Source organism: Leeuwenhoekiella sp. A2, from assembly GCF_047946655.1.
Taxonomy (GTDB): Bacteria; Bacteroidota; Bacteroidia; order Flavobacteriales; family Flavobacteriaceae; genus Leeuwenhoekiella.
In genome coordinates, this window is record NZ_CP172311.1 from 1,288,758 (window position 1) to 1,308,020 (window position 19,263).

A 19,263-nucleotide genomic window follows, 5' to 3' on the forward strand; every position below is an offset into this window, starting at 1 on the left:
CGGTTTAAACCCTGAAAATGTGAAAATTGTAAATGAGCAGATCGCCATTGACGGAATAGATAAAATCATTCTACGTCAATTGATGGATGATGCACGTAAACCTATTTTAGAAATAGCTCGTAAAGTAGGTATCTCAGGCGCAGCAATACATCAACGATTAAGAAAGCTGGAAAAATCAGGACTTATCTCTGGTTCAAAATTTATCATTGATCCCAAAATACTGGGGTATAGCACAATGGCTTTTGTAGGGATCTATCTTGATCGCGCCATGAGCAATCCTGCTGCCGTGAAGCAGCTTAAAGAAATACCTGAAGTAATAGAATGCCACTACACGACCGGTAACTGGTCTATTTTCATTAAAATTCTCTGTAAGAATAATGAGGATCTTATGAACTTACTTAACAAAAAGATACAGGCTATAGAAGGTGTTTCTCGTACTGAAACCTTTATTTCGCTGGATCAACAAATACAGAGACAGATTAAAATATAAAAACCCCGAAAATATTTTTCGAGGTTTTATAATTCAAATTTTATTACCGTCATTCCAAATTTATTTCGGAATCTCAATTTTAAACAATTGATAAATCATGAGATCTGAAACCGGTTTAGATTGACTAAAAAATCACCTTCTGCCGCCAAAAATCTGCAGAGCAAAATAAAGCAGCGTAGCCAGTGAACCAATAGCTGCTACAACATAAGTACGAGCAGCCCATTTAAGAGCATCTTTAGCTCCCGCATGTTCTGTAGGCGTAAGCATCCTAGAAGATTCTAGCCAGGCTAAAGCGCGATGACTGGCATCATACTCTACAGGCAAGGTGATAAATGAGAAAATAGTTCCCATCGCAAACAGACCAAGACCAATTAAAGCAACAGTCATTCCTAATCCTGAACCTATTATTGACATAAGCACCACCCCGCCAAAGATAACAAACATAGACATCTTAGAAGCTACACTTACCACCGGCACTAAAGTAGATCGCATGGTTAACCAGCTGTACGCTTTAGCGTGTTGTACCGCGTGACCACACTCATGTGCAGCCACTGCCGCAGCAGCGGCATTGCGCTGTGTATAAACCGGCTCACTTAAATTAACTGTTTTATTGGCGGGATTGTAATGATCTGTCAACTGTCCCTGTACAGAAATTACCTCAACGTCTGTAATGCCGTTATCGCTAAGCATTTTGCGGGCAATCTCGGCTCCGCTCATTCCGTTTTGTAAATGAACCTGAGAGTATTCTTTAAATTTACTTTTTAATTTTCTGCTTACTAACCAACTCACAAGCGCAATTGCACCTACAAGTAAATAGTAACCCATATATCCTCCTGAAATCATCGTTTTATCTTTTAATTGAGTTTAATCTACAATTTGTAAAGCAAATCTCAAGCCAATTTCTGCGTCTGTCTTTTTGACCGTGAATTAATTCTATAGCTATAAAAACAAATCACTTTTTAGGCTTGCCATATTTCACCTTGAGTATGATTAAAACAAATGCAAGCAACCCTGTTATAGAATTTGCCAGCACAATTGCATAACTGTCTTTATAAAAGCCATAGATGGTCCACAGCACAACGCCGGTAAAGAAAACCATGTACATGGTAAGTGAAAGACCTTCTACATCTCTGGTTTTAATAGAATGATAGACCTGAGGCACAAAGGAGGAGGTTGTAAAAACCGCAGCAATAAGTCCTATGACCTCAATGATGTCTATTTCCCACATTAACCTACAAGATTTACAATTTTACCGGGTACTATAATTACTTTTTTAGGCGTGCGTCCTTCCAGATAGAACTGCGTTTTATCATGTGCCATTACCGCGCTTTCTATCTCATCTTTTGAAAGATCAAGCGGAAGCTCCATAGTGAAACGCATTTTTCCGTTAAACGAAATAGGGTATTCTTTACTGCTTTCTACCAGGTATTTACCATCAAAAATCGGGAAATTAGCGGTAGAAATCGACTCTTTATGGCCTAATTTTGACCATAATTCTTCTGCAATATGTGGCGCATACGGCGAAATAAGCACAGCCAAAGGTTCTAAAACTTCGCGGCTGTTGCACTTCACGGCTGTAAGTTCGTTAACAGCTATCATAAACGTAGAAACCGAAGTATTGAAACTAAAATTCTCTATATCTTCTTCTACTTTTTTAATGGTCTTATGAAGCGTTTTCATCGCTTCTTTAGAAGCAGTAATATCTGTAACTTCAAATGATTCATCTGCGCCAGAATGATACAATTTCCAGAGTTTTTTAAGGAAGTTGTGAACGCCGGTAATTCCAGCGGTATTCCACGGTTTTGCCTGCTCTAATGGGCCGAGGAACATCTCATACATTCGCAACGTATCTGCCCCATAATCAACACAAATATCATCAGGATTGACGACGTTGTATTTTGATTTGGACATTTTTTCTACCTCGCGACCTACTACGTATTTATTATTTTTATTGTTATCATCAGTGATTTCTTCTCCGTTTTCTCCAATAAAAATGGCGTTTTTAAACTCGGGACGCCAATTTTTAAAAGCTTTGATATCTAGTTCGTCTGAAGCATTAACGAATTCCACTGGAGCATGAATAGAATCAAAATTTACCTCCAAGTCATATTCACCATTTGAGTAGCGCAATATTTGCTCTTCAGTGGCCTCAAAATTCTTTAATAACTGAATTGATAAACTCTTATTCTGTGCTTTAAATACTAGATTTCCATCAGATGAAGATGGTTTTAGCTTTAAAAGTTTAGACAATATATTGTACGATAGAAACTGATTCGATTTAATAGAAATAAAATCGTAAGTATCTAAAGAGTTCTGGCTAATTGCATCAGTTTTTTCATTTCTTATTGTTTTGACATACAATCGATAAACAAACGCACTCGTCCCCAAAATCATTCCCTGATTGATAAGCTTTTTAAAAGGTTCGTCAACGCCAACAAAGCCGCGATCTTTTAAGAATTTTACCCAGAAACGGCTATATAATAAATGCCCGGTTCCATGCTCGCTACCACCAATGTAGAGATCAACATTTTCCCAGTAATTCAACGCTTCCGCGGAAGCGAACTCATCTTCATTATGTGCATCCATATACCGGAAGAAATACCAGCTGGAACCTGCCCAACCGGGCATGGTGTTGAGTTCAAGCCCCCAAACCCCAGAAGGGGGATTTTCTCCTTTTGGCACAGCAACTACTTCATTTTTATTTGTGTCCCAGTGCCATTTAGTAGCGCGGCCAAGCGGTGGTTCGCCTTCTTCTGTGGGAAGGTATTTTTCAACTTCGGGAAGGCGCAAAGGCAAATGTTTTGCATCTATCATTTGCGGCATTCCGTCTACATAATAAACCGGAAACGGCTCACCCCAATATCGCTGACGACTAAAAACCGCATCGCGCAGACGGTAGTTTATTTTTCCTTCTCCCTGACCTATTTTTTCCAGTTCGTTGATAGCTTTTGGTAAAGCTTCGGCATAAGAAAGTCCGTCAAGAAAACCTGAATTGGTTAATGGTGTTTTGTCTTTCGCCGCATAGGCTTCTTCAGAAATATCAACACCTTCAAATATATTTTTAATGGGGATATTAAAATGCTTTGCAAAATCATAATCCCGCTGATCACCGCAAGGCACAGCCATTACAGCTCCAGTTCCGTAACCGGCAAGCACGTAATCACCTATCCAGATGGGTACCGGCTCTTTTGTAAAAGGATGCTCTGCATACGCGCCGGTAAAAGCACCGGTGATGGTTTTTACATCTGCCATACGCTCGCGCTCGCTTCGTTTTGCAGTTGCTTCTATGTAGGCTTCTACTTCGGCTTTTTGCTCTGGTGTGGTTATTTTTTCAACCAACTCATGCTCTGGCGCCAAAGTCATGAATGTTACCCCAAAAATGGTGTCTGGGCGGGTTGTGAAGACTGAAATCCCCATGTGTGATTCCGAAACAAGTTCGGAATGACGCGCGTCACCCCGAACTTGTTTCAGGGTCTCATCATGTAATTTAAAAAATGCGGAAGCCCCCTTCGACCTTCCAATCCAGTTGGTTTGTGTGTCTTTAAGTGGTTGTGGCCAGTCTATTTTGTCAAGACCATCAAGTAAGCGTTGTGCGTAAGCAGAGATGCGCATGCTCCACTGCGTCATTTTTTTGCGAATGACGGGATAACCGCCACGTTCTGAAACTCCGTTTACGATCTCGTCATTGGCAAGTACAGTTCCCAGCTCAGGGCACCAGTTTACTTCGGTTTCGGCGAGGTAGGTGAGTCTGTATTTTAGAAGTATTTGTTGTTTTTCTTTTTCGCTAAAAGCTTTCCAGGCTTCTGCTGAAAAATTCTCGATATCATCATCGCAAACAGCATTTACCTCAGCATTTCCAGCCGACTCAAATTTCGCGATAAGCGTATCAATGTGTTCGGCTTTATTTGTATCGTTGTTATACCAACTTTCAAAAAGCTGAATGAAAATCCACTGCGTCCATTTATAATATTCAGGATCTGAAGTTCTCACTTCACGACTCCAGTCAAATGAAAAACCTATTTTATCAAGTTGCTCTCTGTAGCGATTGATGTTTGTTTCTGTGGTAAGGGCAGGATGTTGACCTGTTTGTATGGCGTATTGCTCTGCCGGAAGCCCGAAAGAATCATAACCCTGTGGATGCAAAACATTAAAACCTTTATGTCTTTTATAACGCGCATAGATATCACTGGCGATATAACCCAATGGGTGACCTACATGAAGTCCCGCCCCCGAAGGGTAAGGAAACATATCGAGCACATAATATTTAGGCTTATCACTGGCGTTTTTAGGCTGAAAAGTGCCGTTTTTTGCCCAATATTGTTGCCATTTTTCTTCTATCGCGTTAAAATAGTATTTCATTATCCTTGTGGGTATGCGTTTATAAGGGCGCAAATTTACGATTATTAAGGGAATATGAAGATTGGTTTACTCATCGCCTCTTGCCTCATGTTCCATGGGCAACAGGCACTCATAAATCATTTTATTTGCCGGTGTGGGAATGCCTAATTCGAGACCTTGTTTTACGACATAACCATTAAAGTTTTCCAGTTCGCTGGGTTTACCATCCATAATATCGCGCTGCGTAGAAGCGGTGGTTTCAGGATTTTGATTGTTTATGCCTTTAAAAGTATTTTCAACATCAGTTTCTGAAATATTTATTCCTTTCGCCTTAGCTACCGCAAGAATTTCTTTAGCTGTATCCTGCATGACTTTGTAGAGGTATTCACTCTCGCGAATTTTACCAATGGGAACCCGGGTTAAACCGCCCAGACCACTTATGGTGCAAATAAAAAGAAACTTCTTCCAGATCTCTGCCTCAATATCATCTGCTATTTTATTAGTAAAACCCGCTTCATCAAACACCTCTTTTATTGCGAGAACACGATCTGATTTGCTGTTGTCTATTTCGCCAAAGATCACATTGGGTTCAAAGGCAGGATGCTCAACAACTCCGGGTTCTTTTATGTAACTAATTATCCGGCATAACCCACCTAAAACCTGGTTTTTTGGCACGATTTTCAGCAGTTTTTCTATATTATCTGCACCATTTTGTAACGGCAAAATCACAGATTCTGGCTTGAGATAAGGTTGTAACGCTTTCGCGGAAGCGGAAACTTGCCAGGATTTTACGCCCAGAATCACCAGATCTGGCTCTGGGATCTCGCTCAGATTGTCTGTGGCAAGATCTGGCTTTGCCGTAAAATCACCATTAACGCTTTTAACTTGTAGCCCGTTTTTTTTAATTGCTTCCAGGTGAGCACCACGTGCGATAAATGTCACATTATGCCCGGTTTGCGCTAATTTACCGCCAAAATAACCGCCAACGCCGCCTATACCATATATTAAAATATTCATGATGCTGTTTGATGTTTACCCTAATCTGCTGTTTTACTGATGCATATACAGAAAAATGAGCTCTATTAATAAATTGAATGTATTTCTACAGTCTAAAATACAAAATGGGAAGTGGCATACGTTTAAGAAACAGCTAACTTTATTACTTTTACACAAAATTTTTACAGCCTTTATGCCTTCATCTTTTGAAAAGTATCAAAAACGCCGACTGATTTCTTCCTATTTTTCGGTGGTTATTAGTATAGGATTGGTGCTTTTTTTACTTGGCCTTTTAGGATTACTGGTTCTTAACACCAAGAAAGTAGCAGATCATTTTAAAGAGCAGATCGCATTGACCATCTATTTAAAAGACTCTGCTAAGGATGTTGAGATAAAACAACTTGAGAAAAGTCTTGCTCTGGCAGATTACACAAAGTCTACCACATTTGTCTCAAAAGAAGAAGCGGCAGAAGAGCACAGCAAAGAGATAGGTGAGAATTTTATGGATTTTCTGGGGTATAATCCGCTACAAAATTCAATAGACGTTTACTTAAAAGCAGATTTTGTAGACGCAACTCAGGTTAAAGATATTTCAGACAATATATCGAGCAAAGACTTTGTAGAAGAGGTTTCTTATGATCAACCGCTCATTTCTTTATTAAATGACAACATAAAAAAGATAAGCCTCTGGATACTTATTATTAGCGGAGTCTTTACATTTATCGCGGTATTGCTCATCAATAGCTCTATCAGGCTATCGGTTTACGCAAAACGATTTACAATAAAAACCATGCAAATGGTAGGCGCGACAAAAGGTTTTATACGCCGCCCGTTTATCTGGATAAGTATAAAACTGGGGATTATAGGCGCTATTCTGGCTTTAGCAGGAATGGCCGCCGTGTTGTTTTATTTAAACCGTACTTTTCCTGAGCTTGATCTGCTACATGACCAGATGATGTTAATTGCCCTGTTTGCAGGTATTTTCTTTGGCGGAATAATTATAGCCTGGTTTAGCACATTTCTGGCAACACAGCGGTTCCTCAATTTGAAGACAGACGAACTGTACTATTAAGATTTTAGATAAAATATTCGCTCCTGGCGAAATTTAAACCATTGAAAATGGGAGAAAAGAAACAAAAGTTAAAAAAGCAAAATGAACTGCACAGAAGCAGTTTCATCTTTGGCAAGAAAAATTATACGGTAATGCTTATAGGTCTGGGCGTGATCGCTCTTGGCTTTATTTTAATGTCTGGCGGCGGAAGCGATGACCCTAATGTTTTTAATCCGGATATTTATAGCTGGAGACGTATACGCCTTGCTCCCGCTTTGGTTTTGCTGGGTTTTGGGATTGAAGTTTATGCAATCTTGTTAAACCCTGAAACCAAAAAGAAATAGATGGATACACTACAAGCCGTTATTCTCGCGATTATAGAAGGTTTAACCGAATTTTTACCGGTTTCTTCTACCGGTCACATGATTATTGCTTCTTCCTTTTTTGGTATTGCTCAGGAAGATTTTACAAAGCTTTTTACTATCGTAATTCAGTTAGGAACTATTCTGTCTGTGGTTGTTCTTTACTTTAAACGCTTCTTTCAGTCAATGGATTTTTACTACAAACTGTTTGTAGCTTTTCTTCCGGCTGTTGTGTTAGGATTATTATTTAATGACATTATAGACAGCCTGCTTGAAAGCCCTGTTGTGGTAGCGATCTCCCTTGTTTTGGGTGGTTTTGTTCTATTAAAAGTAGATGATTGGTTTGGCGATGCCGAAGAAACAGACATTTCGTATCTCACAGCCCTGAAGATAGGTTTCTTTCAATGTCTGGCTATGATCCCCGGCGTTTCCCGCAGCGGTGCGAGTATTGTAGGTGGTATGTCTCAAAAACTTTCGCGTACAGCGGCAGCAGAATTCTCGTTCTTTCTTGCAGTGCCTACCATGCTGGGAGCTACAGTTAAAAAATCATACGATTATTATAAAGACGGTTTTGAATTAAGCGGTGATCAGGTTAATCTGTTGATCATAGGCAACATTGTAGGCTTTGTTGTGGCACTTATCGCAATAAAATCTTTTATAGATTACCTGAGTAAACACGGTTTTAAAATGTTTGGTTACTACCGTATAATTGCAGGCACAGCTATTCTTATAATTCATTTCTTCATACAAGAACTAACTATTGTTTAATGACCGCTGAAGATTACAAAGAAGGTCAAATTCTCCTTATTGACAAACCGCTAAACTGGACCTCTTTTCAGGTGGTGAACAAAGTAAGGTGGCTCATTAGGAAAAACTACAATATAAAAAAGATAAAAGTGGGCCATGCCGGAACTCTGGATCCATTAGCCAGCGGCCTCTTAATTATCTGCACCGGCAAACTCACGAAGCGCATTAATGAATTTATGGGTCAGGAAAAAGAATACACCGGCACTTTTATGTTTGGTGGAACAACGCCTTCTTATGATCTCGAGACTGAGGTTGACCAGACTTTCTCTACAGAAAATTTAACTGAAGAAGGCCTAACTGCCGCTACTCATCAATTTATTGGTACAATTGACCAGTTTCCGCCGGTTTTTTCAGCTTTAAAGAAAGATGGCAAACGACTTTATGAATATGCTCGCGAAGGTGAAGATGTAGAAATAGCTTCTCGCCAGGTAGAAATACGTGAATTTGAAATCACACGCATAGCACTTCCCGAAGTAGATTTTCGCGTAAGCTGCAGCAAAGGCACTTACATACGCTCGCTTGCTCACGATTTTGGCAAAACTTTAAACAATGGCGCGCATCTTTCTGCGTTAAGACGTACACGCATAGGAGAATTTCATGTGAGAAACGGCGTTACCATTGAAGCTTTTGAAGCTGAAATTAAAAACGACTTGTAGAAAAATCGGTTATTTTAGCTAAAAATCGCTTAAAAAGCACCAAATTTTAAGAGCTTTTATCTTCTTAATCTGTTTTAAAGCAATCTGTTAAGAGTTATAAATGCTCAGTTTTACTAACTTTGACCTTTATGTATATAAGCCCCCAGGATAAATCTTTATTGATCACCTTTAGCGGTGCGGGGATTCTCATTCTTATATTTTTCTTTATCACTATAAAGCCTTTTGACAAAAAAACGGAGGAAGAATTTATACCCATTCCTATTGTAGAAGAGCAGCCAGAAATCACTCCTGAAGAAGAACAGGAACTGGAAGAACAAGAAATTAAAAGCGAAAAACTCACTCACCAAGCGTATAACAGTGAGCGTTTACAACGAGAGGCTAACCGATATTTTAAAGAGCAGGACAAATTGCAGGACGCCATGGAAAATGCTTCTCAGGCAGAAGAGCAAAGTACAGAGAGCGACAATGATCTGGCCTACACAGATTACCGAAGTAAGATCGCAGCGCTAAGAGCAGAATCTCAAGAGAAGCAAAGCAGTGGTGACGATACTAATAAAGAGCAAGCCAGAGTAAGCACTTCAGGCAGTCGCAGAAGTACAGTGACCTATATCTTAAATGACCGTGATGCGGTTAAAATACCTAACCCCGTTTATACTTGTGACGGTACGGGTAAAGTGGTAATAAATATAGAAGTGAGTGATTTAGGCAGAGTAACAAAAACATCATATAACAAAAAGGCATCTACAACTTCAGATGGTTGCCTGGTAGATCAGGCGTTGCAATATGCAGAACGCGCTTTTTTTAATAAAGGAGACAAACCTACTCAATTAGGCAGCATCACTTTTGAGTTTCAGGGATAAAATTAATTTTTAAATTTCGTTTTGAGCATAAAACGACTCGATTAGATTTACAATGTCGCTTGCTGTAGTTTGCCCTTTATCCTTATTATACCACATTTGTAATTCTTCTTTAAAAACAGGCGTTAACAACTCATTTTTGCTTTTATAATCTTCAACCAGATTTGTAGCAGTAGACGGTCTGGGTCCCCAACTTCCTAAAACACCCTTTGACAAGTCATCCTGAATAATAAGTTTAGGTATAGACATAGAGCCATTTGTAAGAAAAGCATCCATCAATTGGGGATTATCGTCTCGTAGCACAATACTCAGATCTATATTCTCATTACAATTTGCAAGCGCATTCATTACAGGAATTGTATGTGCTGCATCGCCACACCAGCTCTCAGTAAGTACAAGCCAGTTCATTTTGTAATCTAACTTTTCTATTTGGGCTTTGTGTTCTGGATCTAACTTAAGGGTCTTATCCCACCTTTTCATCCTTTTGTTATTAAGAATGGTATAATTAGAAAGCGCTTCGGTTTGTGTATGACCTGTACTTGTGAAGGTAGAAGCGTGTTTATCTACCAGTAGGCGGTAGTCTGCGTAAGAAATACTTCTCTTTAAAGCCTGTCTTACAAGTTCTTCCTGTTCTATCTGTGTTTTAATCATTATACTAATATGCAGAAACAGCAAAGTTACTGTTGAGATTTAAAATATATCACATCAAAAATAATATCTTTAGTCGCTAAAAATTGTTAATAATGACCCAACAAAAATGCGGCTGGTGCCTAGGTGATCCTCTTTATGAAGCGTATCACGATACAGAATGGGGCGTACCGGTTTATGATGATGAAACCTTATTTGAGTTTTTAATTCTTGAAACGTTTCAGGCAGGTTTGAGTTGGATAACAATTTTGCGCAAACGCGAAAACTTTAGAGAAGCTTTTGATAATTTTGATTACAAGAAAATAGCGCAATACAAAGAAGATAAGCTGGAAGAGCTTCTCCAAAATCCCGGTATTATACGCAACAAACTTAAGGTAAGATCTGCTGTTACAAATGCACAGCTTTTTATGAAAATTCAGGAAGAATTTGGCAGTTTTTCAAAATACATCTGGGGTTTTGTAGAAGGCTCTCCCATTCATAATCACGTTGAGAATTATAAAACCGCACCGCCTACAACAGCTATAAGTGATGCTCTAAGCAAAGACCTGAAAAAAAGAGGTTTTAAATTTGTAGGCTCTACTGTTATGTATGCACATATGCAGGCTACAGGAATGGTAAATGACCATGAGGTGAGTTGTTTTCGACACAGCGAAGTCGCACAAATGAATTCCTAAAAATCGCTTTTAAAAGCCAAAAATCACTCCAGAAATCCTAAAAACTGCTCTCTGTCTATCTCCTCTGCACCCATACTCGCAAGGTGATCTGTATAAACCTGACAGTCTATTAGCTTATAACTTTCTTCTGTTAGCTTTCGCGAAAGCCAAATTAGGCCGGCTTTACTCGCATTGCTCTTTTTAGCAAACATAGATTCACCACAGAACACTTTTTTATCTTTTAAGTTTATCCCGTACAAACCGCCTACTAAAACATCGTCCTGCCATACCTCAACAGATTCTGCTATGCCTTCTTCAAAGAGCTCCAGGTAAGCCGCGACCATATCGTTAGTAATCCATGTATCTAACTGGCCTTCTCGTTTTATTCTTTTGCAGTTGAGAATAACGTCAAGAAAATTCTCATTGTGGGTTATAGTAAATGTATTTTCTCGCAGCACTTTTCGCATTGATTTTGAAACTTTTATTTTCTGCGGAAACAATACCATTCTGGGATCTGGCGACCACCACAAAATAGGTTGCCCTACATTAAACCACGGGAAAATGCCTGTACTATAAGCATTGACCAGTGTTTTTATAGACAGGTCGCCGCCTAAAGCCAGTAAGCCTTCTTCACTCGCCTGTGAAGGATGAGGGAAAGGTTGATCTGGGTGTAGATATATGATAATTATTAATTTGGGTACACTAACTAAATTACTCTTTTAGCAGCATATATTATGTAAGAGATCCTGAGAATTTATTAAGACTCAGGATTGGTAATTAAAAATAAAAAGGCTGTCTAAAAAGTAGTGCATTCGTCATTCTTTATTCCCATCGTTATTAAAACAATGTTTATAAGAACCCGAAACAACACTTCAACAGGCGAAGTGTGACAGTTCAGGTTGACGAAAATTAATCTTTTTAGACAGCCTCTTAAATGTAAGCCGATAGTTTTTTTAGAAAGGCAGATCATCATGATCATCATCACTAAAGTCTGATGCCGGCTCAAATTGATCTGCTGGTGGTACAGGAGGTATATTACCGCCAGAAGGAGCGCCCGCTTGCAGATTCTCAATTCTCCAGCCTTGTATTGTATTAAAATATTTTGTCTCACCTTGTGGACTCACCCATTCTCTGCCGCGCAGGTTGATGCTTATTTTAACGTTCTGTCCTACTTTATAGTTATTTAGCAAGTCAGTTTTATCCTGAATAAACTCAACCATAATGTGCTGTGGGTATTGCTCTTCTGTAGTAACTACAATCTCTCTCTTGCGAAACCCACTGCTTCCAAATGTTTGTGTTTCTCCTATTAACTTTACTTTACCTTGTACTTCCATAAAAATTGTATTTGTGCTCCCTTCCCGAAAGCTATTTCGCTAATAATAATTTCCAGGCCTCGCCTGTTCTATTCTCATGTAAAAACTCCTGCGCCCTTCTGTGTATGCGATCCCGATCACCGGTAGAAACCAGTTCACGCTCCGGCTGATTTTCGGCTAAAAAAGACCGAATTTCATCATCTACAGGCAGGTTTTTGCTATTTCCTAATTTACCAAGATCATTACCTGTAAGAATAGGACTTAATCGCACTTCATCTGGTATTTGATCTACACCTATACCCATGTCCTGCACAGGTCTCGTCACTTCAAAAAGTCCGGAATTTGCTCTGCTATACCAGTCGCCTCCCATTCTCGCTACCTGATCTATTTTATGTTGATCTATCTTCTTGTCTGCATCCAGAATATCTTCTGCAATATGCATTTTCACAATGTCACATAAAATAAGATTGCCTGCTCCTCCTTCTTCACCTAAGGCTATTATTTCACGCAACTTGCATTCAATTTGCACCGGTGATTCCTTAACCCGAAATGGCTTCACAAAATCTGATTTTACCTTAGTAAACCCCGATTTTTCAAACTCATCTACACCTTTTTCAAATTCTGTGCTTGCCAGAGACATTTGCTGTACCATGGCATAACTCACGATATTGATAACAACCTCTTTGGTCTCAACAATATTCTCTAGCGTGTGTTTTACTGTATTATTACGCACACGTCTGGCAGCAGAAAATATCAATACCGGCGGGTTTGTGCTAAATACATTAAAAAAGCTGTAAGGCGCCAGATTTGCATTGCCTTTTACATCTACTGTGCTTGCAAAAGCTATAGGCCGCGGTCCTATTGAACTCACTAAATAGCCATGTAGTTTTCCCGTAGAAAGATCTTTGGGATCTATTGTAAGCATAGAATTTTTTTGATTTTTACAAAGGTATGAATATGACGAACAACTTAAAACCGTTTTGATTACAATAATTTTCTCTTAATTGCTTTATATTTAATCAAAGCTCAGTTTATATGAAGTTTAATCCAGATCAGCGTTTTTCCCGCTGGTTTATTATTGTTGCCGCCATATTGATCATTGGCCTTATTTTGTGGAATGTATCTCTGTTTTTTGATCAACTCAAGCAGGCAGAACGCGACAGAATGGAAATCTGGGCTACTTCTCTCGAAGGTCTAAATGCTGCAGATTCTTACGCTTACGCGGAATTGTACAAAGAGATAAATCTTAAAAACACCACCTTACCCATTATTGTAACAGATGAAAATGACAGCATTTTCTACAGCCTCAATGTATCAGACAGGGTATTAAATGACAAGGAAGAAGCTAATCATTTAATACGCAGTATGGAGGCAGAAAATGAACCCATACGTATCGATATGAAAGAAGGGCCGCTACAATATGCATACTACGGGCACTCGCCTATCATAAACCAGTTAAAGTATTTCCCCATTGCACTTATTGTGGTAGTTATCCTTTTTGTGGCGGTTATATACTTCTTTTATGCAACCTCAAAAGCTTCAGAACAAAATTTACTTTGGGCTGGTATGGCAAAAGAAACCGCACATCAAATAGGCACACCGTTGTCATCTCTTGTAGGCTGGACTGAAATTTTAAAGACAGAAAATGTAAACCCAGAATACATTGAAGAAATAAATAAAGATGTAGACCGCCTGCGCATAATTACAGAACGATTCTCTAAAATAGGCTCAATTCCCAAACTTAAAAAGACAAACATAATAGAAGAAACAACCGAAACTTTTGACTACCTCGCAAAACGTAGTTCTAAGCTTATAGCTTTCTCTATAGACACGCCGCCGCAAGGTGAACTTTATGTTATGCTCAATAAAGAGCTATTTGGCTGGACCATAGAAAATCTGGTCAAGAATGCTATAGATGCCATGAAAGGGAAAGGAAAATTGTCACTTGTGGTAAAAAGAGATACCCGCTTTGTAAATATCTTGATTTCTGATACCGGTAAAGGGATCGCAAAAAATAAATTCTCTAAAGTATTTGAGCCTGGTTTTACAACTAAACAAAGAGGCTGGGGTCTGGGACTTTCTCTTGCTAAACGCATAATAGAAGAGTATCATGACGGCCACATAAAAGTGTTGCACAGCGAATTGAATAAAGGCACAACATTTCAGGTTTCATTAAAATTAATAGAAGATGAACAAAAACGTACGTAATCTAGAACTACACACACTCTCTAATAATTGGTACATTCTGCAAAAGGCTTCATTTGAATATTTAAATAATGCCGGCGAGTGGGAAAAGCATGAACGCGAAGTTTACGACCGCGGCAATGGCGCGGTGGTTTTACTTTATAATCTGGAAAAAGAAACGGTTATTCTCACAGAGCAATTTCGCATGCCAACGTATCTCAATAAAAACTCCAGCGGCATGATGATAGAAGCCTGCGCCGGTCTGCTTGATGAAAATGATCCTGAGACTGCGATTCTTAAAGAAATAGAAGAAGAAACCGGTTATTACCTCACAAAAGTTGAAAAAGTTTTTGAGTCTTATATGTCGCCGGGTGCTGTTACAGAAATTTTACATTTCTTTGTCGCCCCGTATACAGAAGCAGAAAAAGTGTCTGAAGGCGGTGGTGCAGAACACGAGACAGAAAATATTATCGTGCATGAATACGCTTTCGCGAAAGCGATAAATATGATAAAAAATGGCGAGATTAAAGATGCCAAAACGATCATGTTATTGCAGTATGCGCAATTAAATTTATTCAAACCAAAAAATTAAGCGCTCAAGCAAAAAATTAATGAAAACTATTTATAGTAAATATTGGGAGGGTACACTCAATAATAATTGCCCGGAATGTTATGCGAATGATGGCTTGAAGCTTAGCTTCTCACAACCACACGAAGAAGGCAAACTCTATAAGCGCTCTCTTGCAGAAATAAAAACAGATCTGCAATGCACAAAATGTAATACCCCTATTTACCCTGCACGCTGGACGGAAGATATTGAGCGCGTTTACAACTACAACCGTAAACTTGCCGGCGAACCAAAAAAATATTTTAAACTTAAAACTCTGGGTATCGTATTAATTCTGGGGGTAGCAATTGCTGCAGCTGTTGCCGCTTTCCTTATTATGAAATTATCGGCTTAAAAGACTTGAAAATCGGTTATTTAAGCAAAAAACCTCGAGGAATATCCTCGAGGTTTTTTATATCATTGTATTATTACGGTAACCATATTGTGGTGTTTTTAGCCACAGGAGATTATAGATTAGCTTGTATTGCTTTAGTTAAAGACTCCAGTTCTTCATTACTCATTGGGTTCTTCTGTAAAAAACGAGCATCTTCCATAGTGGTGAGCGGGATTAAGTGCACATGTACATGCGGCACTTCAAGACCTATCACAGATACACCTATACGTTTACATTCAACCGTCTTTTCAAGTGCTTTTGCAACCTTTCGCGAGAAGCGCATCAAATCAATATATTCATCTTCAGGAAGGTCAAAAATCTTGTTCTCTTCCTTTTTTGGAATACACAACGTATGCCCTTTAGCATTAGGATTAATATCGAGTATCGCTATATGCTTCTCGTCTTCTGCCACAATGTGACCGGGAATTTCTCTGTCTATTATTTTTGTGAATATTGAAGCCATTAGTGTTCACGTGTTATTTCAAGAATATCAAATTTCATGGTACCGTTAGGCACACTAATTTCTGCCACTTCACCTACTTTTTTACCCAGCAAACCTTTACCAATAGGAGAATCTACAGAGATTCTTCCTGCTTTTAGGTCTGCCTCACTTTGAGCGACAAGCTTATATTTCATCTCAGCTCCATTGGTCTGATTTTTAATTTTCACAGTAGAATGTACCAGCGCCTTTGAGGTGTCAAGCTGCGACTCATCAATCACACGGGCGTTAGCCACGGTCTCTTCAAGTTTTGCAATGCGCATCTCGAGCATTCCCTGTGCTTCTTTTGCGGCATCGTATTCTGCATTCTCACTTAGATCACCTTTATCTCTTGCATCTGCTATTGCCTGGGAAGCTTTAGGGCGCTCAATATCTTTTAACTTATTTAGCTCATCCTTCAGTTTTTTTAGTCCTTCTGCTGTATAATAAGATAATTTACTCATAACTTAATTGTTTATGCACAATGTGCGTACTATATCGTCGTTTTCTCTTGTATGATTATAATAAAACGGTGTTACTTAAGCCTTGAGGCCTAAATACAAAAAATCCCATTTTCACGGGATTTGTACTTGCTAATATACGAAATTATTAATTGACAGCCTTAAATTGTTGTAAATTGACAACTTTTAAATTAAAAAATAAATGTCCAGAATTGTTATCATCCTCTTATTAATCATAAGCCTTACTTCTTGCAGTGCAGATGAAAATGGCCGCAACCGTAACCCCTATTTACCAGATATAGGTTTTAGCATAACACTAAATACAAATTTGCCTCAATACAGCAATTTACAATTTCCCGGAAATGCAATTTATGTGGCTAATGCGGGAGTGCGCGGCTTTTTTGCTGTAAATACAGGCACAGGAATTCGCGCCTGGGAAGCGAGTGACCCCAATCACGCTCCTAGCGATTGCTCTACTATGGACCTCAATGGCATAGAAGTTACCTGCTCTTGCGAGAACACAACTTACAATTTGTACACCGGTCTTGCTTCAAATGATGACAAGCAATATCCTCTACTTGAATATAGAGCTACCCAAAGTGGAAATATTATTACCGTTTCTAACTAAAAAAACCGGCAGTAAAATGCCGGTTTTTCAATGTTTTTACCCGATTTTTTTCTAAAATCGAACAGTTGCTCCTACTAAAAAGTTAGTGGTTGCCTGAGGGTAATAACCCGTACCTTCTATTGTAGTTACAGTTCCCGGATTAGAGTAATCATCATCATAGGTGTAGAAATAACCGTTTGACACGTATTTTTCATTAAAGATGTTGTTTACCAAAGCAGTTAACGTAACAGACTTTGCAAAACCTATCCCACCCAAATCATATTGCACGTTAAAGTCATTTATAAAATAAGCATCCAGCTTAGAACTTTCAGCATCAATATTCCCCAGAAATTGCTCACTTACATATTTTGAAAGCAACGAAAGTCTCAAATTGCTTACAGGGAAAAAGTCTAAACGATTACCTGCTACCACATCTGGAGAAAAAGAAATATTAGTATTACCCAGATTAGTTAGTACACCATCTCTTTGAAAAAAGAAATCCCGATTCTTATTGCTGCTTATTGCCACATTGGGATATATAGCCAGCTGGCGACCTATTTGAAAACCTGCTTCAACCTCAACTCCCAGTCTGTAACTAGAACCGCTGTTTGCCCGTATAGGCGCACCTACATCATCAATAGCGCCTGTTAACACCAGTTGATTATGATAATCCATATAATAAATGTTGGCATTAACTCGAATGTTCTGTGTATTGTAACGGTAACCTAACTCAAAATCATTCAGGCTTTCAGATTGTGGATCACCATTTTCAAAATCTGTGCGGTTAGGCTCACGATTAGCTCGTGCGTATGAGAAATACAGGTCATTCTCCTCATTTAAACTGTAGGTCAAACCGGCTTTGGGATTGAAGAAAGAGTAACTTTTATCAATTACAAATGGCTGTTTGTCATCATTTATTCCGTCTGTTTTATAATTAATAAAACGCCCCTGCAAATCGCCAAACAAACTTAACTCATCATTTAAACGATAGGTCGCTTTCGCGAAAGCGGTAAATTCATTTTTATCACCGGTTCCTTCATAATAACGATCATTTTTTTCTGCATCCTGTGAGAAATAACGCGCCCAGGTAACTTCACCAAAGTGCTTTCCGCTGTAAATACTACCAAATAATCCTGAAGTAAAATCAAGCTTTTCGTCCTTATAATTCACATTAAGACTTGCTACATAATAATCATTATCAAGCCAGCGACGACGTATAAGATCTGTAGAAGTCATTTCTTCACCGTTCACGGTATAGGGCGTCCACCCTAAAAATGCGAAAGTGGGACTTTCATCAAAATTTACATTCGTATAGTACCAGTCATCAACATATTCTTCATAAAAGCCGCGACCATACGTATAGTTTAAACTCAGGTTTGTAGACCAGTGCTGGTCGTAACGCTGGTTCCAGTGCAGTTGCAAATGATCCTGCTTGTAATTATCGACCTGATTATCGTAAAAACCTTCTAAATTGCCGCCATTATCGTACTGAAACCCTATAGGATTATACCTTCTGTCAGAAGCTAAGGTGGCAGCGTCAATACCATTCCACGATTGATAGGTTACCTCAGAACCACCAAAACCAATTACTTTTATAAGCGTGTTTTCATCTTTATAAGCACCTTGCAAATAATATGATTTTAGGTCTGAAGACGCTCTGTCTACGTAACCATCTGACTTGATCACTGAAAATCTACCTGAGAAAGTAAAATGATCATGCAACAGACCGGTGCCAAATTTCACATTCCCTCTGCGCGTGTTGTAAGAACCTGCAGAACCTGAAATTTCTGCAAAAGCATCGTCCTCACTGGCATTAGTCAAAATGTTAAGGCTTGCGCCAAAAGCTCCGCCCCCATTTGTAGAAGTCCCCACACCGCGCTGCAGTTGTAAACTCTCTACAGAAGATGTAAAATCCTGCAGGTTTACAAAAAAAGTGGTGAGACTTTCTGCGTCATTATAGGGAATACCGTTAATGGTCACGTTAATACCCTGGTTTCCTGTTCCGCGTACGCGAAAACCTGTATAACCTACACCGGCACCGGCATCTGAGGTGGTGACCACACTGGGCAAATAATTGAGCAAAATAGGCAGATCCTGCCCCAGATTGCGTTCATTGAGATCCTTTTGATCAAGATCACTGTGTGTAATGGGCGACTGTGCATCTACCCTAACTGATTTTACCAGAACTTCGTCTAGCTTTTCTACTTTGGCCGTGTCTACGACGGTTTCCTGTGCAAGCGCATTAAAGCCTATAAAGGCTGCTCCACAAGCGAATAAGAGATTTTTCATCCGTAAAAAAATGTTTACGAATAAAAGGGGCAATTATTCTTTAGTTAAATAATAATTGATAATGATTGCACG

The 19,263-nt window shown here is 39.0% G+C and carries 22 protein-coding genes; 11 read left to right on the top strand and 11 right to left on the bottom strand.

Annotated elements, in window-relative coordinates; all coding sequences use genetic code 11:
* Window positions 1–19 precede the first annotated feature (19 nt).
* A complete protein-coding gene (locus ACH3PA_RS05805) occupies window positions 20–490 on the top strand; it encodes an Lrp/AsnC ligand binding domain-containing protein (protein ID WP_416446279.1) in 471 nt (156 codons plus the stop codon).
* A 132-nt stretch (window positions 491–622) separates the two neighbouring features.
* Here ACH3PA_RS05805 and ACH3PA_RS05810 read toward each other — a convergent pair whose 3' ends face one another.
* The 4 genes from ACH3PA_RS05810 to ACH3PA_RS05825 all read right to left on the bottom strand — a co-directional run bounded on the left by ACH3PA_RS05810 (window position 623) and on the right by ACH3PA_RS05825 (window position 5,845).
* Window positions 623–1,333 carry a zinc metallopeptidase gene (locus ACH3PA_RS05810; protein ID WP_416446277.1) on the bottom strand — a complete coding sequence of 237 codons (711 nt, stop codon included), beginning with the start codon at window positions 1,331–1,333 and terminating at the stop codon, window positions 623–625.
* 109 nt (window positions 1,334–1,442) lie between these two features.
* Complete coding sequence (locus ACH3PA_RS05815) at window positions 1,443–1,718, bottom strand: SemiSWEET family sugar transporter (protein WP_416446275.1); 276 nt, start codon at window positions 1,716–1,718, stop codon at window positions 1,443–1,445.
* Complete coding sequence (locus ACH3PA_RS05820) at window positions 1,718–4,849, bottom strand: leucine--tRNA ligase (protein ID WP_416446273.1); 3,132 nt, start codon at window positions 4,847–4,849, stop codon at window positions 1,718–1,720. The genes ACH3PA_RS05815 and ACH3PA_RS05820 overlap by 1 nt, the downstream gene beginning before the upstream one ends.
* Before the next feature lie 66 nt (window positions 4,850–4,915).
* A complete protein-coding gene (locus ACH3PA_RS05825) occupies window positions 4,916–5,845 on the bottom strand; it encodes a ketopantoate reductase family protein (protein WP_416448453.1) in 930 nt (309 codons plus the stop codon).
* A gap of 172 nt (window positions 5,846–6,017) precedes the next feature.
* On the opposite strand from ACH3PA_RS05825, the gene ACH3PA_RS05830 reads away from it, so the two are divergent.
* The 5 genes from ACH3PA_RS05830 (at window position 6,018) to ACH3PA_RS05850 (ending at window position 9,560) form a co-directional block, all read left to right on the top strand.
* Window positions 6,018–6,896, top strand: a complete 879-nt coding sequence (locus ACH3PA_RS05830; protein ID WP_416446652.1) for a cell division protein FtsX — start codon at window positions 6,018–6,020, stop codon at window positions 6,894–6,896.
* 47 nt (window positions 6,897–6,943) lie between these two features.
* Window positions 6,944–7,219 (top strand): DUF3098 domain-containing protein, encoded by a 276-nt coding sequence (locus ACH3PA_RS05835; protein WP_416446269.1) that lies wholly within the window; start codon window positions 6,944–6,946, stop codon window positions 7,217–7,219.
* Complete coding sequence (locus tag ACH3PA_RS05840; protein WP_416446267.1) at window positions 7,220–8,005, top strand: undecaprenyl-diphosphate phosphatase; 786 nt, start codon at window positions 7,220–7,222, stop codon at window positions 8,003–8,005.
* Window positions 8,005–8,700 carry a tRNA pseudouridine(55) synthase TruB gene (truB, locus tag ACH3PA_RS05845; RefSeq protein WP_416446265.1) on the top strand — a complete coding sequence of 232 codons (696 nt, stop codon included), beginning with the start codon at window positions 8,005–8,007 and terminating at the stop codon, window positions 8,698–8,700. The genes ACH3PA_RS05840 and truB overlap by 1 nt, the downstream gene beginning before the upstream one ends.
* 128 nt (window positions 8,701–8,828) lie before the next feature.
* A complete protein-coding gene (locus ACH3PA_RS05850) occupies window positions 8,829–9,560 on the top strand; it encodes a hypothetical protein (protein ID WP_416446263.1) in 732 nt (243 codons plus the stop codon).
* A gap of 9 nt (window positions 9,561–9,569) precedes the next feature.
* On the opposite strand, the gene ACH3PA_RS05855 is transcribed toward ACH3PA_RS05850, so the two are convergent.
* Complete coding sequence (locus tag ACH3PA_RS05855; protein ID WP_416446261.1) at window positions 9,570–10,208, bottom strand: thioredoxin family protein; 639 nt, start codon at window positions 10,206–10,208, stop codon at window positions 9,570–9,572.
* Window positions 10,209–10,300: 92 nt separating this feature from the next.
* Between ACH3PA_RS05855 and ACH3PA_RS05860 the strand changes: the two genes are divergently transcribed.
* The gene (locus ACH3PA_RS05860) at window positions 10,301–10,879 is read left to right on the top strand and encodes a DNA-3-methyladenine glycosylase I (RefSeq protein WP_416446259.1); all 579 of its coding nucleotides are present in this window, start codon (window positions 10,301–10,303) and stop codon (window positions 10,877–10,879) included.
* A gap of 23 nt (window positions 10,880–10,902) precedes the next feature.
* Here the strand turns inward: ACH3PA_RS05860 and aat are convergent, their stop codons facing one another.
* The 3 genes from aat to ACH3PA_RS05875 all read right to left on the bottom strand — a co-directional run bounded on the left by aat (window position 10,903) and on the right by ACH3PA_RS05875 (window position 13,096).
* On the bottom strand, window positions 10,903–11,547 hold the full coding sequence (gene aat, locus ACH3PA_RS05865) for a leucyl/phenylalanyl-tRNA--protein transferase (protein ID WP_416448551.1): 645 nt from the start codon (window positions 11,545–11,547) through the stop codon (window positions 10,903–10,905).
* 264 nt (window positions 11,548–11,811) lie between these two features.
* The gene (locus ACH3PA_RS05870) at window positions 11,812–12,192 is read right to left on the bottom strand and encodes a DUF3127 domain-containing protein (RefSeq protein ID WP_416446257.1); all 381 of its coding nucleotides are present in this window, start codon (window positions 12,190–12,192) and stop codon (window positions 11,812–11,814) included.
* 31 nt (window positions 12,193–12,223) lie between these two features.
* Window positions 12,224–13,096 carry a flavin reductase family protein gene (locus tag ACH3PA_RS05875; protein WP_416446255.1) on the bottom strand — a complete coding sequence of 291 codons (873 nt, stop codon included), beginning with the start codon at window positions 13,094–13,096 and terminating at the stop codon, window positions 12,224–12,226.
* Window positions 13,097–13,206: 110 nt separating this feature from the next.
* On the opposite strand from ACH3PA_RS05875, the gene ACH3PA_RS05880 reads away from it, so the two are divergent.
* Genes ACH3PA_RS05880 through ACH3PA_RS05890 form a run of 3 tightly spaced genes read left to right on the top strand, consistent with a single transcriptional unit; the run spans window position 13,207 to window position 15,317 of the window.
* On the top strand, window positions 13,207–14,379 hold the full coding sequence (locus ACH3PA_RS05880) for a sensor histidine kinase (protein ID WP_416446253.1): 1,173 nt from the start codon (window positions 13,207–13,209) through the stop codon (window positions 14,377–14,379).
* Window positions 14,360–14,947, top strand: coding sequence for an NUDIX domain-containing protein (locus ACH3PA_RS05885; protein WP_416446251.1), 588 nt, complete (start codon window positions 14,360–14,362; stop codon window positions 14,945–14,947). The genes ACH3PA_RS05880 and ACH3PA_RS05885 overlap by 20 nt, the downstream gene beginning before the upstream one ends.
* A 19-nt stretch (window positions 14,948–14,966) precedes the next feature.
* Window positions 14,967–15,317: a hypothetical protein gene (locus tag ACH3PA_RS05890; protein WP_416446250.1), complete on the top strand. Its 351-nt coding sequence runs from the start codon at window positions 14,967–14,969 to the stop codon at window positions 15,315–15,317.
* 112 nt (window positions 15,318–15,429) lie between these two features.
* Here ACH3PA_RS05890 and ACH3PA_RS05895 read toward each other — a convergent pair whose 3' ends face one another.
* A complete protein-coding gene (locus ACH3PA_RS05895) occupies window positions 15,430–15,819 on the bottom strand; it encodes an HIT family protein (protein WP_416446248.1) in 390 nt (129 codons plus the stop codon).
* Complete coding sequence (gene greA, locus ACH3PA_RS05900) at window positions 15,819–16,298, bottom strand: transcription elongation factor GreA (RefSeq protein ID WP_416446246.1); 480 nt, start codon at window positions 16,296–16,298, stop codon at window positions 15,819–15,821. The genes ACH3PA_RS05895 and greA overlap by 1 nt, the downstream gene beginning before the upstream one ends.
* Before the next feature lie 199 nt (window positions 16,299–16,497).
* Here greA and ACH3PA_RS05905 point away from each other — a divergent pair, with 199 nt between their 5' ends.
* Window positions 16,498–16,923 (top strand): Rieske (2Fe-2S) protein, encoded by a 426-nt coding sequence (locus tag ACH3PA_RS05905; RefSeq protein WP_416446244.1) that lies wholly within the window; start codon window positions 16,498–16,500, stop codon window positions 16,921–16,923.
* A gap of 51 nt (window positions 16,924–16,974) precedes the next feature.
* On the opposite strand, the gene ACH3PA_RS05910 is transcribed toward ACH3PA_RS05905, so the two are convergent.
* Complete coding sequence (locus ACH3PA_RS05910; protein ID WP_416446242.1) at window positions 16,975–19,191, bottom strand: TonB-dependent receptor; 2,217 nt, start codon at window positions 19,189–19,191, stop codon at window positions 16,975–16,977.
* Between the last annotated feature and the right edge of the window lie 72 nt (window positions 19,192–19,263).